Source organism: Cupriavidus sp. FW305-F7 (assembly GCF_058782875.1).
This window is the reverse complement of record NZ_JBYSYC010000036.1, coordinates 36,358-56,333: the sequence shown is the minus strand read 5'-3', so window position 1 is coordinate 56,333 and position 19,976 is coordinate 36,358. Positions and strand designations below refer to the sequence as shown.

Annotated in this window: 19 protein-coding genes and 2 pseudogenes; 13 read left to right on the top strand and 8 right to left on the bottom strand. The window is 60.2% G+C overall.

Annotated elements, in window-relative coordinates; all coding sequences use genetic code 11:
* Positions 1 to 47 precede the first annotated feature (47 nt).
* Positions 48 to 899 carry an aldo/keto reductase gene (locus AC3WL8_RS28125; RefSeq protein WP_492379281.1) on the bottom strand — a complete coding sequence of 284 codons (852 nt, stop codon included), beginning with the start codon at positions 897 to 899 and terminating at the stop codon, positions 48 to 50.
* Between the two features lie 125 nt (positions 900 to 1,024).
* The gene (locus AC3WL8_RS28120; protein ID WP_492379280.1) at positions 1,025 to 2,014 is read right to left on the bottom strand and encodes an aldo/keto reductase; all 990 of its coding nucleotides are present in this window, start codon (positions 2,012 to 2,014) and stop codon (positions 1,025 to 1,027) included.
* A gap of 252 nt (positions 2,015 to 2,266) precedes the next feature.
* Here AC3WL8_RS28120 and AC3WL8_RS28115 point away from each other — a divergent pair, with 252 nt between their 5' ends.
* The 7 genes from AC3WL8_RS28115 (at position 2,267) to AC3WL8_RS28085 (ending at position 8,950) form a co-directional block, all read left to right on the top strand.
* Positions 2,267 to 3,169 (top strand): LysR family transcriptional regulator, encoded by a 903-nt coding sequence (locus AC3WL8_RS28115; RefSeq protein ID WP_492379279.1) that lies wholly within the window; start codon positions 2,267 to 2,269, stop codon positions 3,167 to 3,169.
* Positions 3,170 to 3,172: 3 nt separating this feature from the next.
* Positions 3,173 to 4,066: a LysR family transcriptional regulator gene (locus AC3WL8_RS28110; RefSeq protein ID WP_492379278.1), complete on the top strand. Its 894-nt coding sequence runs from the start codon at positions 3,173 to 3,175 to the stop codon at positions 4,064 to 4,066.
* Between the two features lie 383 nt (positions 4,067 to 4,449).
* Entirely contained in the window at positions 4,450 to 4,953 is a 504-nt protein-coding gene (locus tag AC3WL8_RS28105) for a (R)-mandelonitrile lyase (protein WP_492379277.1), read from the top strand.
* Positions 4,931 to 5,713: a carboxymuconolactone decarboxylase family protein gene (locus AC3WL8_RS28100; RefSeq protein ID WP_492379276.1), complete on the top strand. Its 783-nt coding sequence runs from the start codon at positions 4,931 to 4,933 to the stop codon at positions 5,711 to 5,713. The genes AC3WL8_RS28105 and AC3WL8_RS28100 overlap by 23 nt, the downstream gene beginning before the upstream one ends.
* A gap of 2 nt (positions 5,714 to 5,715) precedes the next feature.
* Positions 5,716 to 6,798 carry an alpha/beta hydrolase gene (locus tag AC3WL8_RS28095; protein ID WP_492379275.1) on the top strand — a complete coding sequence of 361 codons (1,083 nt, stop codon included), beginning with the start codon at positions 5,716 to 5,718 and terminating at the stop codon, positions 6,796 to 6,798.
* A 120-nt stretch (positions 6,799 to 6,918) separates the two neighbouring features.
* Positions 6,919 to 7,974 (top strand): alpha/beta hydrolase, encoded by a 1,056-nt coding sequence (locus AC3WL8_RS28090; protein WP_492379274.1) that lies wholly within the window; start codon positions 6,919 to 6,921, stop codon positions 7,972 to 7,974.
* Between the two features lie 49 nt (positions 7,975 to 8,023).
* On the top strand, positions 8,024 to 8,950 hold the full coding sequence (locus AC3WL8_RS28085; protein ID WP_492379273.1) for an SDR family oxidoreductase: 927 nt from the start codon (positions 8,024 to 8,026) through the stop codon (positions 8,948 to 8,950).
* A 491-nt stretch (positions 8,951 to 9,441) separates the two neighbouring features.
* On the opposite strand, the gene AC3WL8_RS28080 is transcribed toward AC3WL8_RS28085, so the two are convergent.
* The 4 genes from AC3WL8_RS28080 to AC3WL8_RS28065 all read right to left on the bottom strand — a co-directional run bounded on the left by AC3WL8_RS28080 (position 9,442) and on the right by AC3WL8_RS28065 (position 11,203).
* Positions 9,442 to 9,612 (bottom strand): hypothetical protein, encoded by a 171-nt coding sequence (locus AC3WL8_RS28080; RefSeq protein ID WP_492379272.1) that lies wholly within the window; start codon positions 9,610 to 9,612, stop codon positions 9,442 to 9,444.
* 22 nt (positions 9,613 to 9,634) lie between these two features.
* Positions 9,635 to 9,778 (bottom strand): hypothetical protein, encoded by a 144-nt coding sequence (locus AC3WL8_RS28075; RefSeq protein WP_492379271.1) that lies wholly within the window; start codon positions 9,776 to 9,778, stop codon positions 9,635 to 9,637.
* Positions 9,775 to 10,497 (bottom strand): NAD(P)-dependent oxidoreductase, encoded by a 723-nt coding sequence (locus AC3WL8_RS28070; RefSeq protein ID WP_492379270.1) that lies wholly within the window; start codon positions 10,495 to 10,497, stop codon positions 9,775 to 9,777. The genes AC3WL8_RS28075 and AC3WL8_RS28070 overlap by 4 nt, the downstream gene beginning before the upstream one ends.
* Positions 10,498 to 10,621: 124 nt before the next feature.
* Positions 10,622 to 11,203 (bottom strand): TetR/AcrR family transcriptional regulator, encoded by a 582-nt coding sequence (locus AC3WL8_RS28065; RefSeq protein WP_492379269.1) that lies wholly within the window; start codon positions 11,201 to 11,203, stop codon positions 10,622 to 10,624.
* 774 nt (positions 11,204 to 11,977) lie between these two features.
* Here AC3WL8_RS28065 and AC3WL8_RS28060 point away from each other — a divergent pair.
* The 5 genes and pseudogenes from AC3WL8_RS28060 to AC3WL8_RS28040 all read left to right on the top strand — a co-directional run bounded on the left by AC3WL8_RS28060 (position 11,978) and on the right by AC3WL8_RS28040 (position 17,149).
* A complete protein-coding gene (locus tag AC3WL8_RS28060; protein WP_013959588.1) occupies positions 11,978 to 12,643 on the top strand; it encodes an ArsR/SmtB family transcription factor in 666 nt (221 codons plus the stop codon).
* A 25-nt stretch (positions 12,644 to 12,668) separates the two neighbouring features.
* Positions 12,669 to 13,406, top strand: a complete 738-nt coding sequence (locus AC3WL8_RS28055; RefSeq protein ID WP_492379268.1) for an MBL fold metallo-hydrolase — start codon at positions 12,669 to 12,671, stop codon at positions 13,404 to 13,406.
* A 3-nt stretch (positions 13,407 to 13,409) separates the two neighbouring features.
* On the top strand, positions 13,410 to 14,672 hold the full coding sequence (locus AC3WL8_RS28050; RefSeq protein ID WP_492379267.1) for an MFS transporter: 1,263 nt from the start codon (positions 13,410 to 13,412) through the stop codon (positions 14,670 to 14,672).
* A gap of 601 nt (positions 14,673 to 15,273) precedes the next feature.
* Positions 15,274 to 15,399, top strand: a pseudogene (locus tag AC3WL8_RS28045) (histidinol-phosphate aminotransferase); the annotation flags it as partial.
* 484 nt (positions 15,400 to 15,883) lie between these two features.
* A complete protein-coding gene (locus AC3WL8_RS28040) occupies positions 15,884 to 17,149 on the top strand; it encodes a polyhydroxyalkanoate depolymerase (RefSeq protein ID WP_492379266.1) in 1,266 nt (421 codons plus the stop codon).
* A 37-nt stretch (positions 17,150 to 17,186) separates the two neighbouring features.
* On the opposite strand, the gene AC3WL8_RS28035 is transcribed toward AC3WL8_RS28040, so the two are convergent.
* Positions 17,187 to 18,398 carry a polyhydroxyalkanoate depolymerase gene (locus tag AC3WL8_RS28035; protein WP_492379265.1) on the bottom strand — a complete coding sequence of 404 codons (1,212 nt, stop codon included), beginning with the start codon at positions 18,396 to 18,398 and terminating at the stop codon, positions 17,187 to 17,189.
* Positions 18,399 to 18,834: 436 nt separating this feature from the next.
* Here AC3WL8_RS28035 and AC3WL8_RS28030 point away from each other — a divergent pair, with 436 nt between their 5' ends.
* Positions 18,835 to 19,221 (top strand): response regulator, encoded by a 387-nt coding sequence (locus tag AC3WL8_RS28030; RefSeq protein ID WP_492379264.1) that lies wholly within the window; start codon positions 18,835 to 18,837, stop codon positions 19,219 to 19,221.
* 395 nt (positions 19,222 to 19,616) lie between these two features.
* On the opposite strand, the pseudogene AC3WL8_RS28025 reads toward AC3WL8_RS28030, so the two are convergent.
* Positions 19,617 to 19,895 (bottom strand): annotated as a pseudogene (locus tag AC3WL8_RS28025) (IS110 family transposase); the annotation flags it as partial.
* Positions 19,896 to 19,976: the final 81 nt, after the last annotated feature.

The following is a 19,976-nucleotide window of genomic DNA, read 5'->3' as shown; positions in this document are numbered from 1 at the left end:
GCTACGTTGGCGGTGCGTCTGCTTTCCATCGCTTGAGATTATCCGCTTTAAAGGTCGAGCTGACGCTCGCTCATCCACTTGACCATGGCCGGGTCTCGATGCGAGAAAAAGCTGCTTTGGCCGGTTTGCAGGGTCGCGATCCGCTCCATATCGGATGGGTCAAGATCGAAGTCGAAGATGTGCAGGTTCTCTTCCATCCGCTCCTTGCGGACCGACTTGGCGAGGGCGACGATGCCGCGATGCACCAGCCAGCGAAGTACGATCTGACCAACGGAGCGGCCGTGCTTGCGGCCGATGTCAACCAGTACCTCGTTCTGGAAAAGATTGTTGCGTCCCTCCGCAAAGGGGGCCCAGGCCTCCGCCTGCACGCCGTTGTCGCGCATGAAGGTGACGCTCTCGTGCTGCTGATGGAATGGATTGACTTCCACCTGATTGACTGCCGGGACGACTTCATTGAAGGCGATGATGTCCATTAGCCGGTCCGGGAAGAAGTTGCTGACGCCAATCGCACGCACCTTGCCCGCCTTCAGCGCGTCCTCCATCGCGCGCCATGACCCATGCACGTCACTGAAGGGTTGATGGATCAAGTACAGGTCCACATAGTCCAGTTGCATACGGCGCAGCGATTTTTCGATGGCTTGCTGAGTACGCTCGTAGCCGGCATCTTGCACCCACAGTTTCGTTGTCACGAAGAGCTCGGAACGCGGTACGCCGGCGTTCTTGATTCCCCTGCCAACTGCGTCCTCGTTAAGGTAAGAGGCCGCTGTGTCGATCAGCCGGTAGCCGGAGCCAATGGCCTCAACAACGCAGCGTTCGCATTCCTGTGCATCGGGAATCTGGAAAACGCCGTAGCCGAGGATCGGCATCACGACGCCGTTGTTCAGGGTGACGTGTTGCATAGTAAGTTCCTGCTTGGGGTAGTAAATGGATTCGGAGAAACCGGTCATGGGCGAATGAAAAGAACGCACCCAATTACCGTGCGCCGAGTCGAAGCATGAACAGAAGCCATTGAGATATCCCTGGGTTATCGTCCTACGCGCGCCTGCAACGCGGCGGGATAGCGGTCACCTTTAATTCTGACTTCCGCCAAGGCCTGCGCGATTTCGCCCAGATCTGTCGGGGAAAGCTCCACCGAGACCGCGCCAAGGTTCTCTTCCAGCCTGTGCAGTTTGGTCGTTCCGGGGATCGGCACGATCCACGGCTTTTGCGCCAGCAGCCATGCGAGTGCGATCTGCGCGGAAGTCGCACTCTTGCCCTTGGCGATTTCGCTTAGCAGATCTACCAAGGCTTGATTGGCTTGCAGGGCTTCCGGTGAAAAGCGCGGCACGATGCTGCGGAAGTCATCGCTGCCGAACGTGGCTTCCGTACCGATGGTTCCGGTGAGGAAGCCTTTTCCGAGGGGGCTGAAGGGGACAAAGCCAATGCCGAGTTCTTCGAGCGTCGGCAAGACCTCCTTCTCTGGTTCACGCCACCACAGCGAATATTCGCTCTGCAAAGCAGTGACAGGCTGCACCGCATGCGCACGGCGGATAGTCTGAACACCTGCCTCGGATAGACCGAAGTGCTTGACCTTGCCTTCGGCGATCAAGTCCTTGACTGTTCCTGCGACGTCCTCGATCGGCACCTCGGGATCGACCCGGTGCTGGTAAAGCAAGTCGATCACGTCCGTCTTCAAGCGTTTGAGTGAGCCTTCGACCGCCCAGCGGATGTGCGCCGGCCGGCTGTTGAGGATCTGCTGCTTGTTGTCGTTGCCGAAAGTGAAGCCGAATTTGGTGGCGATCACCACTTGGTCGCGCACCGGAGCAAGCGCCTCGCCGACGATTTCCTCGTTGAGATTGGGGCCATATACCTCTGCCGTATCGAAGAAGGTTACGCCGCTGTCCACAGCAGCCCGGATCAGCGAGATCGCCTGCCTGGTGCCCGTGGCCGGGCCGTAGCCGTGGCTCAAGCCCATGCAGCCGAGACCTATGGCCGAGACCTCCAGATGGCTATTTCCAAGTTTGCGCTTTTGCATTTTTCGTTTCTCCTGTGAAGCCGATCCCCTGCATCGCCAGCGAGGGCGTGCAGCAAGTGCTCGATGACGGCCGGGTCGAATGCCCGGCCGGACCGCCTGGCATATTGCCGCGACAGGCGATGTCCAAGCATCTGCAGGACCTTCCGGGCCTTGCGGAATCGTCGTGGGACCACTGCATTGAGCAATGTAGCGGTCCCACTTCTGAACAACTAGATAGTAAAATCGACATATTCTTGTGAGTTGAACTCATCAATGCCCAAAGACAGCTACAACGACTTGTTGGCGTTTATAGCGGTGGCGCGAGAGCAGAGCTTCACGCGTGCAGCCGCGCAGCTCGGCGTGTCTCAATCAGCGCTGAGTCACCTGATTCGTGCGCTTGAGACCAAGATGGGGGTTCGGCTGCTGACCCGGACCACCCGCAGTGTTTCGCCGACAGAGGCGGGCGAGCGCTTGATGCGGAACATCGCCCCTCGTTTCCAGGAGATCGAGGCGGAACTGACGGCGGTGGGAGAACTGCGTGATAAGCCTGCGGGCACCATCCGCATCAGCGCCACGGAGAATGCAGCGGAAACGGTGCTTTGGCCAAGGCTTGCAAAGTTGCTCCACAGGTATCCGCAGATCAAAGTCGAGGTCACTGCAGAGTCGCGTTTTACTGACATCGTGACGGAGCGATACGACTTTGGCGTGCGCCTCGGTGACGACCTGGCTCGGGACATGACTACGGTGCGCATCAGCCCCGACATGCGCATCGCGATCGTCGGCTCACCCGCCTATCTGGCGAAGCGCCCACCGCCCCTGAAGCCGCAGGATCTGGCCAATCACGATTGCATCAATCTGCGGCTGATGAGCCATGGGGATATCTACGCCTGGGAATTCAAGAAGGGAAGGCACCAAGTCAAAGTGCGGGTCCAAGGGCAGCTCGTCTTCAATGGCACAAGGCAAATCCTTCATGCGGCGCTAGATGGCTTTGGTCTTGGTTACGTTCCGGAGGAGATGGCACGGCCTTATGTCGCCAAGGGCCGGCTTCAGCAGGTCCTTCAGGATTGGTGCCCTGCATTGCCGGGGTATCACCTCTATTACCCCAGTCGCCGGCAGTTGTCTCGCGCGATGACCGTGCTGATTGATGCGCTGCGCTATCCTCCGAAGGAGAAGTGAGTCATGGCATTGGAGACTTTCAATGACGTCCTTGCCTTCGTCCATGTGGTGCGCGAAGGCAGCTTTACCAGGGCATCTGCGCTGCTTGGAGTCTCCCCTTCAGCGTTGAGCCACGCCGTTCGGGGTCTGGAGACCCGCCTGGGCGTCCGGCTGTTGGCGCGCACCACGCGCAGCATTGCGACCACGGAGGCGGGCGAACGCCTGTTCAACACTGTAGCGCCGCAGTTCGACGAGATCGATGCCGAAGTGGCCGCTGTAAAGGAGCTGCGCGCCAAGCCTGCCGGAACCATTCGCATTACATCGGCGGAGCACGCAGCAAACAGCGTGCTATGGCCCAAGCTGTCCAAGGTCATGCGGGACTACCCTGACATCAACGTCGAGATCAACATCGACTACACGATGTCGGACATCGTATCCCAGCGCTTTGACGCAGGCGTGCGCTTGGGCAATCGGGTGGACAAGGACATGATCGCCGTGCGTATCAGCCCGGACCTGCGTATCGCTGTCGTGGGCTCACCCGGATACTTCGCCTGCCGAGGCATGCCCAAGACGCCTCATGATTTGACGCAGCACAATTGCATCAACCTGCGACTTCCGACACATGGCGGATTGTTGCCGTGGGACTTCGACCAGGGCGGGCAAGAGGTCAAATTCCGCGTGAACGGACAATGGGTGTTCAACAACAGTTCGTCCATCGTCAGAACGGCGCTGGCCGACTATGGTCTTGCCTATGTCCCTGAAGACATGGTGCTAGAGCACATCGCCGAGGGGCGCTTGATCCGCATACTCGATGATTGGTGTACTCCTTATCAGGGCTACTACCTCTACTATCCCAGCCGTCGGCAATCGTCGCGCGCCTTGATGGTCGTTGCTGACGCCTTGCGGCATCGGGAGTAGTTCTCGCTGAAGGGCACGACCGGCGGGATCAATAGCCGCCTTCCCATTTGGCCCTTGGGTTGACCGCCATGTGGATCCGTCTACGCATAGATGGAGGCGGACCATTCATGAGATCAGCTCAGTAGTCTATGCGGAATATCGGCCTTAATCGAAACGGCCAACTTCCGTACGATGGCAATCGCCAGATATGGGATGGCGTAAGGTTACGCGGCATCTCGGTTGGATGCTCCGCAGTTCGACGAGATCCATGCGATCCCGCATCGAGGTTTTCCGCTGCGTTCTCTTCGCGATGAGTCAGTCCCAGGACGTGGACAGCAACGAGCCCTGTTTCGACCCACGAAGGAGGATATGTGCGCACGCCCGGCATCAAAGGATCAACTTTCATGAACAAGTCTCTCTTCTTTGGAGTCGCCATCTGTGCCGTCGCCTCCGTTGGCAGTGCAGTCAATGCGCAAAGTCAAGGTGGCACGCCTGCTGCAGCGCTTACCCAGCAGGTCATCAGGGCAGGCGAGCAAACCTCCACATTCGGCTCGGGCGAATACTTTACTGGACGCGCGCGCGTCGATCCTTTGTTTGCCCCCAACGAAAACATCAACGCATCGCTCGCCTACGTGACGTTCGACCCTGGCGCGCGCTCCGCCTGGCATACGCATCCTGCAGGGCAGCGGCTGGTTGTGACGTCAGGCGTGGGCATCACGCAGGAATGGGGAAAGCCCGTGCAGATCATCCGCCCTGGCGACGTGGTGTGGTGCCCGCCCGGCGTCAAGCACTGGCACGGCGCCGCGCCGAACACCGCAATGACCCATTTGGCCATGAGCGGCTACAGGGATGGCAAGAGCGTTATCTGGATGGAGAAAGTGACCGATGATCAATACAACGCTCGCTAAGTATCGCAAGGCGCGAACTGTCTCTGCCATCTTGGCTTTAGGCTTCGCTCTGACTGTTGAAGCCGGTCACGCCGCCCAGAACACTGTGGAGACGCATGCCATGCCTCAAGCCTCCTCCGAAACACTTTCCGCCAAGCAGCGGGCCATTCCGCTGATCGCCTCGTTCATGGCCGCCAGCGACATGCCCAAACTCAACGCTGCGTTAAACCAAGGGCTAGACGCGGGCCTGACCACCAGCGAGGCCAAGGAAATCCTGGTGCAGCTCTATGCCTACGCCGGTTTCCCCAGAAGCCTCAACGCGCTGGGGGAGTTGTTGAAGGTGTTGGAAGCGCGCAGAGAGCGCGGCATTCAGGACGCGCCGGGGCGAGAACCCAGTCGAGCCATTGCTACCGGAGGTGAACTGGTTGCGGTGGGTAAAGCGAATCAGACCAAGATTTCCGGCGGGCCAGTTCAAGGCCCGGTGTTCGACTTCGCGCCCGTCATCAACCAGTTCCTCCAGGCGCATTTGTTCGGCGACATCTTCGAGCGCGACAACCTCGACTGGCAGAGCCGCGAACTGGCCACCGTCGGAGCGCTGGCCGCGACGCCGGGCGTGGAGGCGCAATTGCGCTCGCACATGCGGGCCAGCATGCGGGTGGGGCTGACGGCTGGGCAGTTGCGGCAGTTGGCAACGGTGCTGGCCGAGAGCGGCGATGCCGAGTCCGCCAAGCGTGCGAACGAAGCGCTGAACCGGGCGCTTGCGGCTGCATCTGGAGGCTAAGCATGAAAGTTACCAAAACCCTGCTGACTCTCGCCATGGTGGCTCTGCTCACTGGGTGCGCAACCCGCCCCGGTGGCTCCAGCAATTCCACAGGCCCGCTGCAGGTCCAAGAGCAAGGGAGCTTCGCCGCAGGTGGTTCGATAACCACAGCGCCAGGCACATTCAATCCGCGAAAGCCGCTGGAGCCTGCGGGCCAGACCTACCGTGGCGACCACGCCTACACCTTTTACCAGATCCCGGTCCATGCCCGAAAGTTGCCCATTGTCATGTGGCACGGCGCGGGCCAGTTCTCCAAGACCTGGGAAACGACGGCCGATGGCCGCGAGGGGTTCCAGACCATCTTCCTACGGCGCGGGTTCGGCGTGTACTTGATCGACCAACCGCGACGTGGCGATGCGGGGCGCAGCATGGCCGAGGCTAGCCTCAAGCCGACCCCGGATGAGCAACTCTGGTTCAACCAGTTTCGGGTTGGCCTGTGGCCGAACTACTTCCAGGGCGTGCAGTTCGACCGCAAGCCGGAGACGCTCAACCAGTTCTTCCGCGCAATGACGCCGAACACCGGCCCATTTGACATGAACGTCGTATCGGACGGGGTATCGGCCATTTTCGATCGCACCGGCCCTGGCATCCTGTTCACCCATTCTCAAGGTGGCGGGCCAGGCTGGCTGACCGCGATCAAAAACGGCAAGGTCAAGGCCATTGTCTCGTTCGAGCCGGGGAGCAGTTTCATTTTCCCGCAGGGCGAAGTGCCCGCGCCCATCCCGAGCGCGTTCGACACCGTGAAAGGCGAGGCCGTGGCTTTGCCGCAGTTCACGGCACTGACGCGGATACCGATCCTGATCCTCTATGGCGACAACATTCCCGAGCAGCGCATGGACCTGCCGGCCCAGGACAGTTGGCGTGCTCGGTTGCAAATGGCCCGCCTGTGGCGTGATGCGGTCAACCGCCATGGCGGCGACGTGACGGTGGTGCATCTGCCCGAGATCGGCATCAAGGGCAACACACACTTCCCGATGTCGGACTTGAACAATGTCCAGATTGCCGACGTGGTATCGAAGTTTCTCGCAGAAAAGAACCTGGACTGACGGAGTGCGGGCGCCAACCTCAGCGAAGACGCGAAGGTTACGCATCAATCGCTGATAGTCATGACGGCCTGTGAGCATCCTTCTATGGTGCGCTTTGTTTTGGCTTTAAGGAGTATTTTCATGAAAAGAACAGTTTTGAAGGCCACGCTCTTGGCCGCAACCGTCGGCATCGTGGGCGGCGAAGCGTGGTCGGCCGACTACAGGAAGAATCCATTCACATTGGCCTACGAAGGGGCGATTTCGAAGAATGAGCCAAAGAAGGTCAATATCCATCCGGTCAAATACAAGCTCAATGGCTTGGATATTGCCGCCAACGTCTACACTCCGGCAAACTACGATCCCAAGAAGACCTATCCGACTGTGGTGGTCGCTCACCCGAATGGCGGGGTGAAGGAACAGGTAGCAGGTTTGTATGCGCAGCGCTTAGCGGAACAGGGCTACATTACAATTGCCGCGGATGCCGCGTATCAGGGTGCGAGCGGCGGGAAGCCCCGAAACGTGGACAAACCTGAATACCGTATCGAAGACATCCATGGCATGGCCGACTTCATCAGTCGGTATGCTGGAGTCGATGTCGCGCGTCTCGGCCTGCTCGGCATCTGCGGCGGCGGTGGCTATTCGTTGGCGGCAGCGCAAACCGACAAGCGATTCAAGTCGATTGCGACGGTGAGCATGTTCAACTCCGGACGGGTTCGTCGCAATGGCTACCAGGATTCGCAACTGGACTCCATCCAGGAGCGCCTGCAGCAGGCTTCGGCTGCTCGCGCCAAAGAAGTGGCCGGCGGGGAAGTCCTCTATTCGGGGGACGCCAATCTGACGGATGCGCAGATCGCAAAATTGCCGTTTGATCTGTATCGGCAGGGTTACGAATATTACTGGAAGACGCACGCGCACCCCGGCTCGACCTTCAAATACACCACGAGCAGTTTGCTGGACCTGATGCGCTTTGACGCCACCAACCAGATCGAACTGATCAACCAGCCGCTGTTGATGATCGCCGGCAGCAAGGCCGATAGCCTGTATATGAGCGAGGATGCGTTCGCCAAGGCTAAGGGCACGAAGGATAAGGAGTTGTTCAAGATCGATGGCGCCACGCATATCGAAACCTACTGGGTTCCCAAATATGTGGACGCCGCAATCGGCAAGCTGACAGCGTTCTTCGCGAAAACCCTGTGATGCAAGGACGTCCGTTGCTTCAGTCCACTCGACCGATGACAACCGGGGGATGCTGATGGCTGCACAACATTTCGACCAAGGCGCGGCAGTGGACTCACCGGCCGCCAAGATGGTGCTGGTCGTCGGCGCTACCGGCAGTATCGGGCGATTGGTGGTCGCCGAGGCCCTTAGGCAAGGATATGCGGTTCGGGCGTTGGTCCGAGACGCTGCAAAGGCTCGGCGCGTCTTACCGCCGGAGGCAGAACTGGTCGTAGGCGAAGTTACCCGCCCTGATGGTTTGGCCAAGATAGTGGAGGGCCCCAATGCCATCGTCTTTACACTGGGGGCGGGAAGCGTGCGCGGCGAGCGTGCAGAGGAGGTCGACTATGGTGGTGTACGTAATGTATTGATGGCCCTAGGCCATCTCAAACCGCGGATCGCGCTCATGACTGCCATTGGTGTGACCAAGCGAGAGGATGCCCGTTTGGGCCTCCTCGGCGGCCACGATTGGAAGCGGCGCTCGGAACGGCTGGTGCGCGCCAGCGGGTGCCCCTACACGACTGTGCGGCCCGGTTGGTTCGACTACAACGAACCCGATCAGCAACGGTTGGTGTCGCTTCAAGGCGATACCCGCCGGGCCAGCGACCCCAGAGATGGTGTTGTTTCGCGCCAGCAGATCGCCGAAGTACTCGTAAGCAGCCTGTCAATTCTTACTGCGGCCTTCAAGACTTTCGAACTGGTTGCGGAGCATTGGCCGGCGACTCGGGATTTCGACGCGCTGTTCGCGCCGCTCGCCGCCGACCCGCTAGGTGCAGTGGACGCTGTGCAGGAAATTCGCAACATGCCACTCGAGAAAGAGCCACTCCGAGTTCGTGACCATCTGGCCGCGCTACGCGCCGCCGGCCATTGCCACTTCTACAATCGCCGTCCGCATTCCTACTTGCCAGAGAATGGCCGAGGATGCGGCGTGATGGGGAAAGTGTTAGATAGAGAATAATAGGCAATGAAGACGTGGCTGCGTGGAACAGTACTCGCTTTATGTAGGCCGGTTCAGTATTGCCGCTCATGACTGGGACGAGCCACTCAAGCAGATTACCCAGGCGAGCCAGGGCAAAGGCGTACCGTCTGCCCACCCCGAAGCCGGGTGCGTTGGTACGGCTCGATAAACAACAAACGCACCAATTCAACCGCTGGTGGGAAAGTGTTCGCTAGGAAGCCTTGCTTAGCGTTGTGGCATGACCCAGGGCGAAAGCCAAGATTAATGCCGCAGCCTTACTATTCCTAGCGGCCGTTGGTTTGCTCACCGGTGACCTTCTTCATCCATTTGACGTTCTTGCGGTCTGCCGTGCCGCTGACGACCAGATGAGTTTTCACAGTAGTAGCTATCTGCCGAGTGTCGCGAGTATCCCCGATCGTGCAGCTCCGATTCGAGACAGCGCTGGCCGGCGAAGCTGGGTCCGTCGCCGAGTGAGACTGCTGCAGCCATTGTTAATGGTACATCGCTGGTTTCCCCAATACTATCGTTGATAGTGAGGGTGAGGTGTCGGTCATGATGGCGAGGAAGCCCGCCATCGTGAACGCCAGCAGTTTCCAGACGGGTAGCCCCTCGGCGGTTGCCGCAGGCGCTGCTGCGGGTTTTTCATGATCTTGAATGTTCATGCTGTGGTTGCTCCCATGCAGATCAGGCGAGGTAGGACGCCGCCATGTCCTTGTCGCCATGTCCGGCTTGCCGCGCACGTTCGAAGCGGGTGAGGCCGGCCTGCGCCGCATCCACTTGCACTCCGGCCTGGGCGGCAGCATCGACCACCAGGCGGGCGTCCTTCACCGCATTGACAATGGAAAAGCTGGCGGTGTAGTTTCCGGCCAGGATGGCAGCGGCCTTGGCTTGGAAATAGCGCTGTCCATCGGGCCGCCCGTGATCACATCCACCACCAGCGCTGGATCGACGTCCAGCCCTTTGGCCAGTGCGAGGCTTTCAGCAAGCCCGTGGGTCAGCGCGAAGGCCCAGTTGTTGAGCGCGAGCTTCAGGCGGCTGCTGGCGCCCGTTTGCTTCGACACCCACAAGGTGCGCTTGCCGATGGCATCGAAGACCGGCTGAACGACTGCGCGCTGATCGACCGGGCCGGAGGCGAGGATGACCAGTTGCGCCAGTTTGGCCGGCTGACGGGTGCCTTGCACCGGCGCGTCATAGAAGACCAGCCCATGCTGATCGGCCAGCGCGGCAAGGGTTTCAATGCCCTGGATGCCGACCGTGCTCAGTTGCAGCCAGATGGCTCCCTTGTGCAAGGCCGGTGCGGCAGCCTGCAGGGCCTCTTGGACACTGGGGCCGTCCTTGAGCACGGTCACGATGATGTCGGCGCCTCGTACCGCATCGGCGGGGCTGTCGAATGCCTGGATTCCATCAGCCGCTAAAGCCTGTACCTTGGCAGTCTTTCGATTCCAGGCCTGTACCGTGAACCCCCGCTTGCGGAGATTGCGCGCAACCGGTGCGCCGATCAGGCCGGTTCCGAGGACGGCGATGGTCGGATGCTTGTCAGTGGTCATGAAGAACTCCTTTCAGGTTGAAGAGGTCGGTGGTGAAATTTCTAACTGGAACGATCGTTCCAGTTTAGATCAAATAAAAACCCGAATCCCCAGCACGCTGGCGTGCGAAGGAGACGGGCTGTGGCTAAAGCGTATCGAGTGCCACGTCGATTACGTCCAACAAGCATTGCCGGCGCTGCTGTGCGGTGCTGCCTTTGCTCAGTACCCGCATCCCCTGCATGGTATTGACGAAAAAGCGTGCCAGCGCGCGCGGGTTCTTCGCGGCGGCGACTTCGCCCGACTGCTGTCCTCGGACGATCAGCTTCTCCAATGCCTTTTGCAAACGCTGGAAGTTGTGCGCCACCAGTTCGGCGACCGCTTCGTCACGGCCTGCCAGCTCCAGCGTCGCGTTGGCAACCAGACAGCCGCGCCGCTGCGGATCGCCCAGCTCATCCTGCACGATGTGTATCAGCAGTTGCCGGATCAGATCCTTGACGGAACCAGGCCCCGCCAGCAACTCCACGTTGGCCCTGGTCACCGCCTCGTAGCGGCGTAGTGCTTTCCGATAAAGCCCCTCCTTGTTTTCGAAGGTGCTGTAGAGGCTGCTGCGCGACAAGCCAGTGCCTTCGACCAGATCCTGCACCGACGTCGCGGCATAGCCGCGCTCCCAGAACACGCGCATGGCGGCATCGGCGATTTCGTCGGGTTCGAATTCCTTGGTACGCATGGAAATCCATAACTGGAATGATCGTTCCAGATAATGTACGGTGTGACTTCTCGAGCGTCAAGGACAACTGATGGGATCTGGACTGTTTGCATATTCCCGTGCACACCAAGATCGAGACCCGTGGAGGAAGCCGATGTTGGGGCCATCACCAACGCGATTCTTCAGGCAGGACAATCCAAGGTACCGGGCGCGGGGGTAGTGGTGATAGTACCTTGCACCCTGACCGGTCCCTGTGCCCTGCCGGGGATCGCGCGTTGCTGCTTGCCGCTGGGCTAGGGAACGTATTTGCGGAGGCCGGTGTATCGCGCGCGTAGCGCGTGAAGGCCGTTTCTGTCAGAGCACGTATCGTTGCTGCAGCCTGAGAGATACGCATGCAAAAAAGCCAAGCGAAAACGGGCTCGGGAAATTGGGGCGACACATCGGCCGCCGATTCTCGCCACCGGAATCATTCCGAAGAGAGAAATGCGACCGCTATGGCCGACTTTCGTACCCATTCGGGCTTTCGACGAGGATTTCCTCCTCCCGAGTCGCCTTCATGCTTCAATCGCGGACCTCTTCCAAACGACACTACGACGACCCGAATGCTCATTCGCCTAGAGGCCCGCGACGACCGAACGCGTAGTGGAATTGCCGCGACTGGCTTTGGACGAGGTTGCCTTGGCTCACTTGCTGAGCGAAGGTCGGCTGCCCACGACGGCGATGCGCTTGCCACGGCCCACTGGGTCCTTCGCTGCGAAATCTTGCCATAATTCTAATATTCACTAGAATGATTGCATGAGAGAGTTGAAGAATCACCTTTACGAGCAGGTCGCCCGGATCGGGAAAGCTGTAGCCAGCCCGAAGCGGCTGGAGCTCATCGAACTCCTGTGCCAGGGCGAGAAGACGGTCGAGGTACTAGCTGCCCAAGCGGGAATCAGCGTGAAGCTGGCTAGCGCCCATCTCAAGGAACTCCGCGGGGCCCGCCTTGCCGAGACTCGCAAGGATGGAAAGTATGTCGTGTACCGGCTGGCCAGCACCGGTGTGGCCGACCTCTGGGTGACCTTGCGTTCCGAAGCCGAAGAGCGGCTGGTCGAATTGCAGGTGGCACTGGCGACCATCGTCGAGCATGACGATGACCTTCAAGGATTTGACCGGGTCGCCATCCTGAGGAAGGCCAGGGCAGGGGAGGTGCTGGTGCTGGATGTACGCCCTGCCGATGAGTTCACCGCGGCCCACCTACCGCATGCTCGCTCCTTGCCGCTGGGCGAGCTTAAGAAGCGGCTTGCCGAGATCCCCAAAGACATGCCTGTGGTTGCCTACTGCCGAGGACCCTTCTGCCTGATGGCCAAGGACGCTGTCGAGTTCCTGCGCAGCAAGGGCTACCATGCCTTCCATCTGACCGATGGCGTGGCCGAGTGGCGGGCCCACGGGTTGCCCATCGAGCTTCAGGGCAACCCATGAAGGCGCTTGGACACAGGAGACAGTTATGTTCTTCCGGCAACGCCCCGCAGAAAACGCCACGCTGTCCTATTTCTTTGGATGCACCGGTGTCGGCAAGGCAGTTGCCGTCGACGTCGTCGCCGGTGACGAAGCCTGGTTCATTGCCGAGGCCAAGAAGGGGGGCGTGGTGATTACCCATGTGATCGACACCCATGTACACGCCGATCACTACTCCGGGGGTCCCGCGCTGGCGCGTCAGGTCTATGCGCCCTACTACCTGCACGAAAGCAACAAGGGACGGGTGGCATTCGACTTCGCGCCGCTGGTCGATGGCCAGCGACTGGAGGCCGGCAATGTGCTGGTCGACGTCCTGCACACTCCCGGGCACACACCCGACAGCGTCTGTCTGCTGGTGCGCGACCTGCGCCGAGGCGACGAGCCATGGTTTGTGATGACTGGAGACACGCTGTTTGTGGGGGCCGTCGGACGCCCCGACCTCGCTGGCATGGAACGCGAGATGGCCGCCCAGCTTTACGACAGCCTGCATCAGAAGTTGCTGACGCTGCCTGCAGATCTCGAGATTTACCCAGGGCACCAGGCTGGCAGCGCGTGCGGCGTCGGCTTGTCTGGCAAGCCTGCGTCGACCATTGGCTTCGAGAAGCGCTGGAACGCAGCGCTCACCTTGGAGAAATCCGCTTTCGTCGAATACCTGATCAGGGAGATCCCCCCTCAACCTGCCAACATGGAAGCGATGGTGCGGGAAAATCTGGGTTGGGGGCGCTAAGGCATGAACACGGCGCCGATCCGCCTCGGGCTGCGTGAGAACCTCGGCCAGTTTTCGCTGCTGGTCCTCGTCAACGCATTTGTTGGTGCCATGGTGGGCCTAGAGCGCAGTATCCTGCCGGCCATTGCCGAGCAGGAATTCCACATCGCGGCGCGCACGTCGGTTCTATCCTTCATCGTGGTGTTTGGACTCACCAAGGCACTGACGAACTACTTTGCCGGGCGTTTTTCCGATCGCTTCGGCCGGAAGCGAGTCTTGGTGGCCGGATGGCTGGTCGCCATACCGGTCCCATTCATTCTGATGTGGGCACCCAACTGGAATTGGGTGGTCGGAGCCAATGTCCTGTTGGGCGTGAGCCAGGGGCTGACGTGGTCCACCACAGTCATCATGAAGATCGACCTGGTCGGCCCGAAGCAGCGTGGCCTGGCCATGGGGCTCAACGAATTTGCCGGATACTTCGCGGTGGCAGCCAGCGCACTGGCCACTGGTTGGACCGCCGCCCACTTCGGTCTCAGGCCCGAACCCTTCTACCTGGGCGTCGTCTACGTTGCTGCCGGGCTGCTGCTTTCCGCGCTTGCGGTTCGCGAAACTCGGGACCACGTCGTGCACGAGTTGCGTGAGCACCATCCTCAAGCAGTTGCGGACAAGCTCAGCCAAGCCGAGATTTTCCGCCGCACATCGCTGACCGATCGCAATCTCTCCAGCGTCAGCCAGGCTGGGCTGGTCAACAACCTTAACGACGGCATGGCCTGGGGCCTGTTCCCGCTGGTCTTTGCCGCAGCAGGGATGACACTGGCGCAAATCGGCGTGCTAGCTGCGATCTATCCAGCAATCTGGGGCGCTTTGCAGATTCTCACCGGCGCTCTTTCGGACAAGATTGGCCGCAAGTGGCTGATCGTGTCGGGGATGTGGTTGCAGGCAGGGGGGATTGCCGTCACCGCAGTAGCAGCAGATTTCCACGTGTTTGGTCTGGGTGCCGCTTTGCTTGGAATCGGCACGGCGATGGTCTATCCAACCTTGCTCGCCACGATCGGCGACGTGGCCCACCCTCCCTGGCGCGCTTCCGCAGTGGGCGTCTACCGGCTTTGGCGTGACCTTGGCTACGCAGTGGGAGCTCTCTTGGCCGGTATTACTGCGGATATGTTCGGCGTGCCGACGGCGATCTGGCTGGTCGCGGCGCTGACCTTGCTGTCGGGTGTGGTTGCAGCGGTGCGGATGAGCGAAACCCATGCAACAGGTGAGGCACGAGCGAGAGCGGCCCCATAGCCACAGTCTTGTCCATCGCCGTCCTATTGCCCTGGGGGGCGATGGCAGGCGCTCGCGATTGATGTGCGGTCAGACAGGCCCGTTTGGATAGCTGGCCCGGCGAGCGATACCTGACCCACATCGCCGAGATGCAGGTCGGCCTACGCGAACGGTTCTGCCAGACATCCAAACACCTCCTCCGTGTTAGAACATGTTTTCCTTCTAGGTGAAGGAGGGCGATTCCGGTGTCGGGCAATTTCCGATTTTTGTGGCTGACGCTGGCAGCTTTGCCCCCTGGGTACTGCAGATTTCGGCCGGTCTCCCGATTAGGTCTTCGTTGTGATCTCCTCTCCGTTCCATATGAGGCCCTCTTCGATGCCACCGTAGACCTTCGGTCCGGTATCGAAATTATGCCTGGCAGGTCACAATCGGCTCGCCGGATACGGCTCGCCTGCCTGCGCGGTTGTTGCTATGTAATGGGCTGAATACAGGGGCCGCAGCACGATTACCTATGTTGGCATCTCCGTCGCCTGGAGCTTTCCGGTTTGATGCGTCACCGCCTCGCCGTGCTGCTGGGTGGCCTCTCCCGTGATGTGCAAGGTGAGTCAAAACTGGAGTTTCCCTGTCAGCCGTAGAGCCCGCCCTGATCGGACGCATCGTCCGTGACGACATACCCGCCATGGGCGCCTACCATGTGCCGGATTCGCACGGTCTGGTCAAGCTCGACGCCACGGAGAACCCGTACCGGCGCTCTTCCTTTTTGCCGTACGTTTCACCCCGCCTACGCTGCAATGTCGGCGGGGTCAGATTCACCACCGTACATGTCGTTCCGCAAGGTGGTTCACGAACGAACTGCTAGCGTTACCGCATTCTAGTGCGGGCCGAGACTAAGCGACCCGGGGGTGGTGATGGGGTGGCGACTTTGCTTTGTACAAGCTGGCGGTATAGCCGGTTCGTTCAGCAATTGGCAAAGCAGCGGCGAGGGTACCGAATGCTAAAGTTTCGTACTAGCGCGCAGGCTTTCGTTCACTGCGGGACGATGCCTCCATCCTTGGCACTGCAGCAATACCTGCCCGACCTATAGTGAAACTCTGGTCCAGCCCGGCGCATCAGCGGAGGCGCCGGCCGCCACAAACGCGAACCGTGGCAAGTCCGCCTAGACAGCGGCTCCCATCGTTCTGGAAATCGGATCGTGATCGCCGACTAGCCCGGTGTACTTCCTGGAGGTTTCCATGCTGTACCAGTTCATGGAGTATCAATGCGCGCTGCTCGCGCCATTCGCTGCGTGGGCGGCGAGCGCAGCCAACGCGTTTGCCGATCATAACAGCCCCCTATCGCAGGTACCGGGCGCCCCCGCCTTGGCCGCGGGTTACGAAATGCTGTACCGCCTCGGCAAAACTTACGACAAGCCGACGTTTGGCATCGCTGCCGTCCAGCACAACGGCCGCGTCATCCCTGTGGTCGAACAAGTTGTGCTGGACAGGGCATTCTGCCGTCTGCTGCGCTTTGCAGCTGATCCGCTCGCACTTGGCGCCGACACTTGCCAGCCAAGACCCGCTGTGCTGGTCTGTGCGCCCCTTGCAGGGCATCACGCCGTCATGCTTCGCGAGGTCGTCCAAGCCCTTTTGCCGGAGCATATCGTCTATGTGACGGACTGGACGGATGCGCGCCGCGTTCCCCTTGCGGAAGGGCCGTTCCACCTGGATGACTATGTGATCGAACTGCAGGCGTTTATCCGTCAGATCGGCTCGTCGGAACAACTGCACGTGCTTGCCATCTGCCAGGCTACCGTGCCAGCCCTGGCCGCAGTTTCTTTGTTGGCCAGCGCCGATGAGCCGACCCCAAGGAGTCTGATCCTAATCGGCGGGCCGATCGATGCGCGCTGCAGCCCCACTGCGGTCGGAAGGCTGGCCGCAGACCACACGCTCGCATGGTTTCAACGGAACTTGATCTACACGGTGCCCGGTCGCTACGCCGGCGCCGGTCGCAAGGTGTACCCGAGCTTCCTGCAACTTGCCGGCCTGGCGGCAGCCCAGCCGGGGCTGTTGGTGGCGTCGCATCAGGACTACTATTTGGAGCTCGCAAGGGGTGACTACGAGCGTGCCGAAGCACACCGGCGCGTTTGCGATACGTACAACGCGGTACTCGACATGGCGGCCGAGTTCTACCTGGATACCATCCGGATCGTGTTCCAGGAGTTTCGTCCGGCGCGCGGCAATTGGTTCGTGCGAGGCCAACCCGTGCGCCCGCAAGACATCCGCACTACTGCACTACTGACCATTGAAGGCGAACACGACACCATTTCCGGCAGCGGGCAGACCCACGCAGCGCACGGTCTGTGCCGGGGCCTTGCCGCCCGCGACAAGCGGCACGTGACGGCGCGCCGGTGCGGCCATTATGACCTCTTCTGTGGCCCCCGATGGCACTCCGAGATATACCCCGGCATCCGTGCTCTGATGCGACAGGCTACTGCCTCCGCGCTTGGCTGGGGAAGCTAGTTTCTTATCAATCACAAGACTCCGAAGCCCGAAACGGTCACGCGGCATACCCATAGATGAGAGCGCGAATGCGTGGATAGATCCGGGTGCACCACCGAGCGCCGGAGAAGATCCCGTAGTGGCCACAGCCGCGAGCGGTCAGATGATGCTTGCGCGAGTCGTCGATACCTGTGCAAAGATCGTGTGCTGCTCGGGTCTGGCCGCGGCCACAAATGTCGTCGTGCTCGCCTTCAACGGTGATTAGGGCACTGGACCGGATATCGCCCGGGCGTACGTGCTCGCCATGCACGCGCCAAATGCCGCGTGCCAGGCGACATTCCTGGAAGACCACCCGCACGGACTCCAGATAGTATTCAGCATCCATGTCGAGCACGGCGTTGAAATCGTCGTAGAAGCATTGATGCATACTGGCCGACTCGGTTTTGCCTGCCGCTACATCGAAGTAATAGTTCAGGTGCGATTTCAGGTGGCGATCGGGATTCATTGCGATGAAGGCCAAATGCTGAAGAAAGCCCGGGCAGACTCTGCGGCCGGCTCCAGGGTACATAGAAGGCACGGTATCGATCATTTGGCGTTCGAACCAATCGAGCGATTTATTGAATGCCAGCGTATTGACCACTGTGGGGTCACGCCGCACATCAACCGGACCGCCGATCAATGTGAGGCTTTTCGGTGTGGGCTCACCATGGCTTGCCATCAGGGATACCGCGGCGAGCACCGGCACGGTCGATTGGCATACGGAGACGATATGAATGTCCGGTCCCAAGTAGCCGATGAACTCGCGCACATAGTCGACATACTCATCAAGATGGAAGACACCCTCGGCGAGCGGAACTTGGCGAGCGTCGCGCCAATCGGTGAGATAGACGTCGAAGTCTGGCAACATCGCCCGCACCGTCTCGCGCAGCAGCGTGGCGTGGTGGCCCGAAAGCGGCGCGACGAGCAGGACGACCGGATGGCGATGAGGAGTTGCGCGCTCAAAGTGCAGCAGGCGGCAAAACGCCTTGTCCAATACCACCGCTTCGCTGACCGCAACCTGGTGACCGTCGATCGATATTTGGGTCAGGCCAAATGGCCTCTTAGGATAGCGCTTGCAAAGTCGCACCAGCAATTGACACCCGGCAGCGAGGTGGGTGGCTGGGGCGGCCATCGGTGCGTTTTCAAGAGCGCTCAAGAAGGTCGCGCTTGCATGAAGCCAGGGAAGAAACGGCGCCCACGCAGCATTGCAAAGTTCATATAGCTGATACAAGGCTGTACTCTCGTCAACCACCACGATTTCAGCGTAGTGCTGGGAGGCTCGTCTGTTGAGCAGGCAGCCACGAAACGTGTTCTCGGAGATTGGATTTTTTCGCTGTAGGAACAAACTTACATTGAAAAGAGCTCTGGGCGTATGGGGCCGCTGCTCGGGCGTTGGGCCGGCTGCAGTGCCCGAAACGACGCGATGCGGCTACGGACGGCAGTTGATCGAGAAGGCGCTGACCTTCACGCTCAAGGCCCGCACGCAGCTTCGCTTTGAAGCGGCGTACGCTGCCGGATCGAGGTGCCGCTGGAACCGCCGCAGACCGTTGGGCAGCAGCGGAAGGAAGCTTAACGGGAGGCGCCCACGGATCATGTGCCAACTCTGCAAGGCCGTCGTATCCTGGTCATCGAGGACGACTACGGGGGTTAGTCAGGCAATCACGCTCTTGCTCGAAGGCGAGGGCGCCGAGGTGATTGGACCGGTGGGCTGGGCTGAAGGGGCTCTCGCCTTGATCGATAGCCAAGGCACGACGCTGGACGCCGCGCTCCTCGACATCGACCTGCACGGGGAGCGGTCCTATGCCATTGCCGACGCGCTGGCAAGCCGGGGAATCCGCTTTGCCTTCGCGACGGGGCTATGGCGCCGAAGCCATTGCGCCGGCCTATCGCGATGTCCCGCGTTGCCAAAAGCCGTTCAAGGTCGAAGACTTGGTCAAAGCCCTGTCGACGATGCGGGCATGAAATCCGAAGGGGAGGGCGGCTTCGCAGGAAACAAGTGGTTCACGACTGTCGTGAAGACGTTTCAAATTCCGCAGCTGGGGGACGACATTTAGTGGGGGGGCAAAATGCAAGCGCTATTTTTGCACGACGCTACACACAACAGCCGGTTATTGTCGTCGCCCGGGAATACGTGGTTGACGAAACCCCGGTTGAATTCATTTCCTTATACATACATGGACGCCCCCGGGACTGCCAGGTTTTCAAGGTGTGATGGGGTTCGAGGGTGGAGATTGCGGCCATACATCCGGCCTCATATGTGGGAATTGACCGCCGGCCCTGATGGAATTCGCTGGTTGGCTCCCCAATCAGAAGGGTGCACTCGGAGTGCGCTGTATAACGCGGGTTCTGCCAACCATGGTCTGACCTGTCTTGCCATCACTTCATTGTTGCCAGTGCAATCGGTGGTGGGCTCCTTCGCAATATCCTTGGTGGAACTTGGCCAGGCGGATTACGCGCTTGCCGTGGCAGGCGTGCAATCCGCCTGGTACTTACGCCTGTGGACTAACAGTGCCCAAACGATCCGAGCATTCCTGTTGGCCAATGCTACCGCAGCGATATTGAGGTTCCGATGTTGTACTTTCATGACCCACTCAGAAGAAGGCTTCGGCTTGGTGACAGCGTAACGGCATACCGCTCGTGCGCCGTGACAAGCCACCAGTGCATTCGCTGTGATGGGCCCGATTCCCGGGATTTTCGCCAATCTGCGGCTGACTTCGCTGTCGCGGTGGGGCTTTGATCTGCTTCTCACTGCCGCTGCTGCGCCGTGAGTGGGCGCGCACACGCTTCAAAGGTTGCCGCGCGGCGGCCC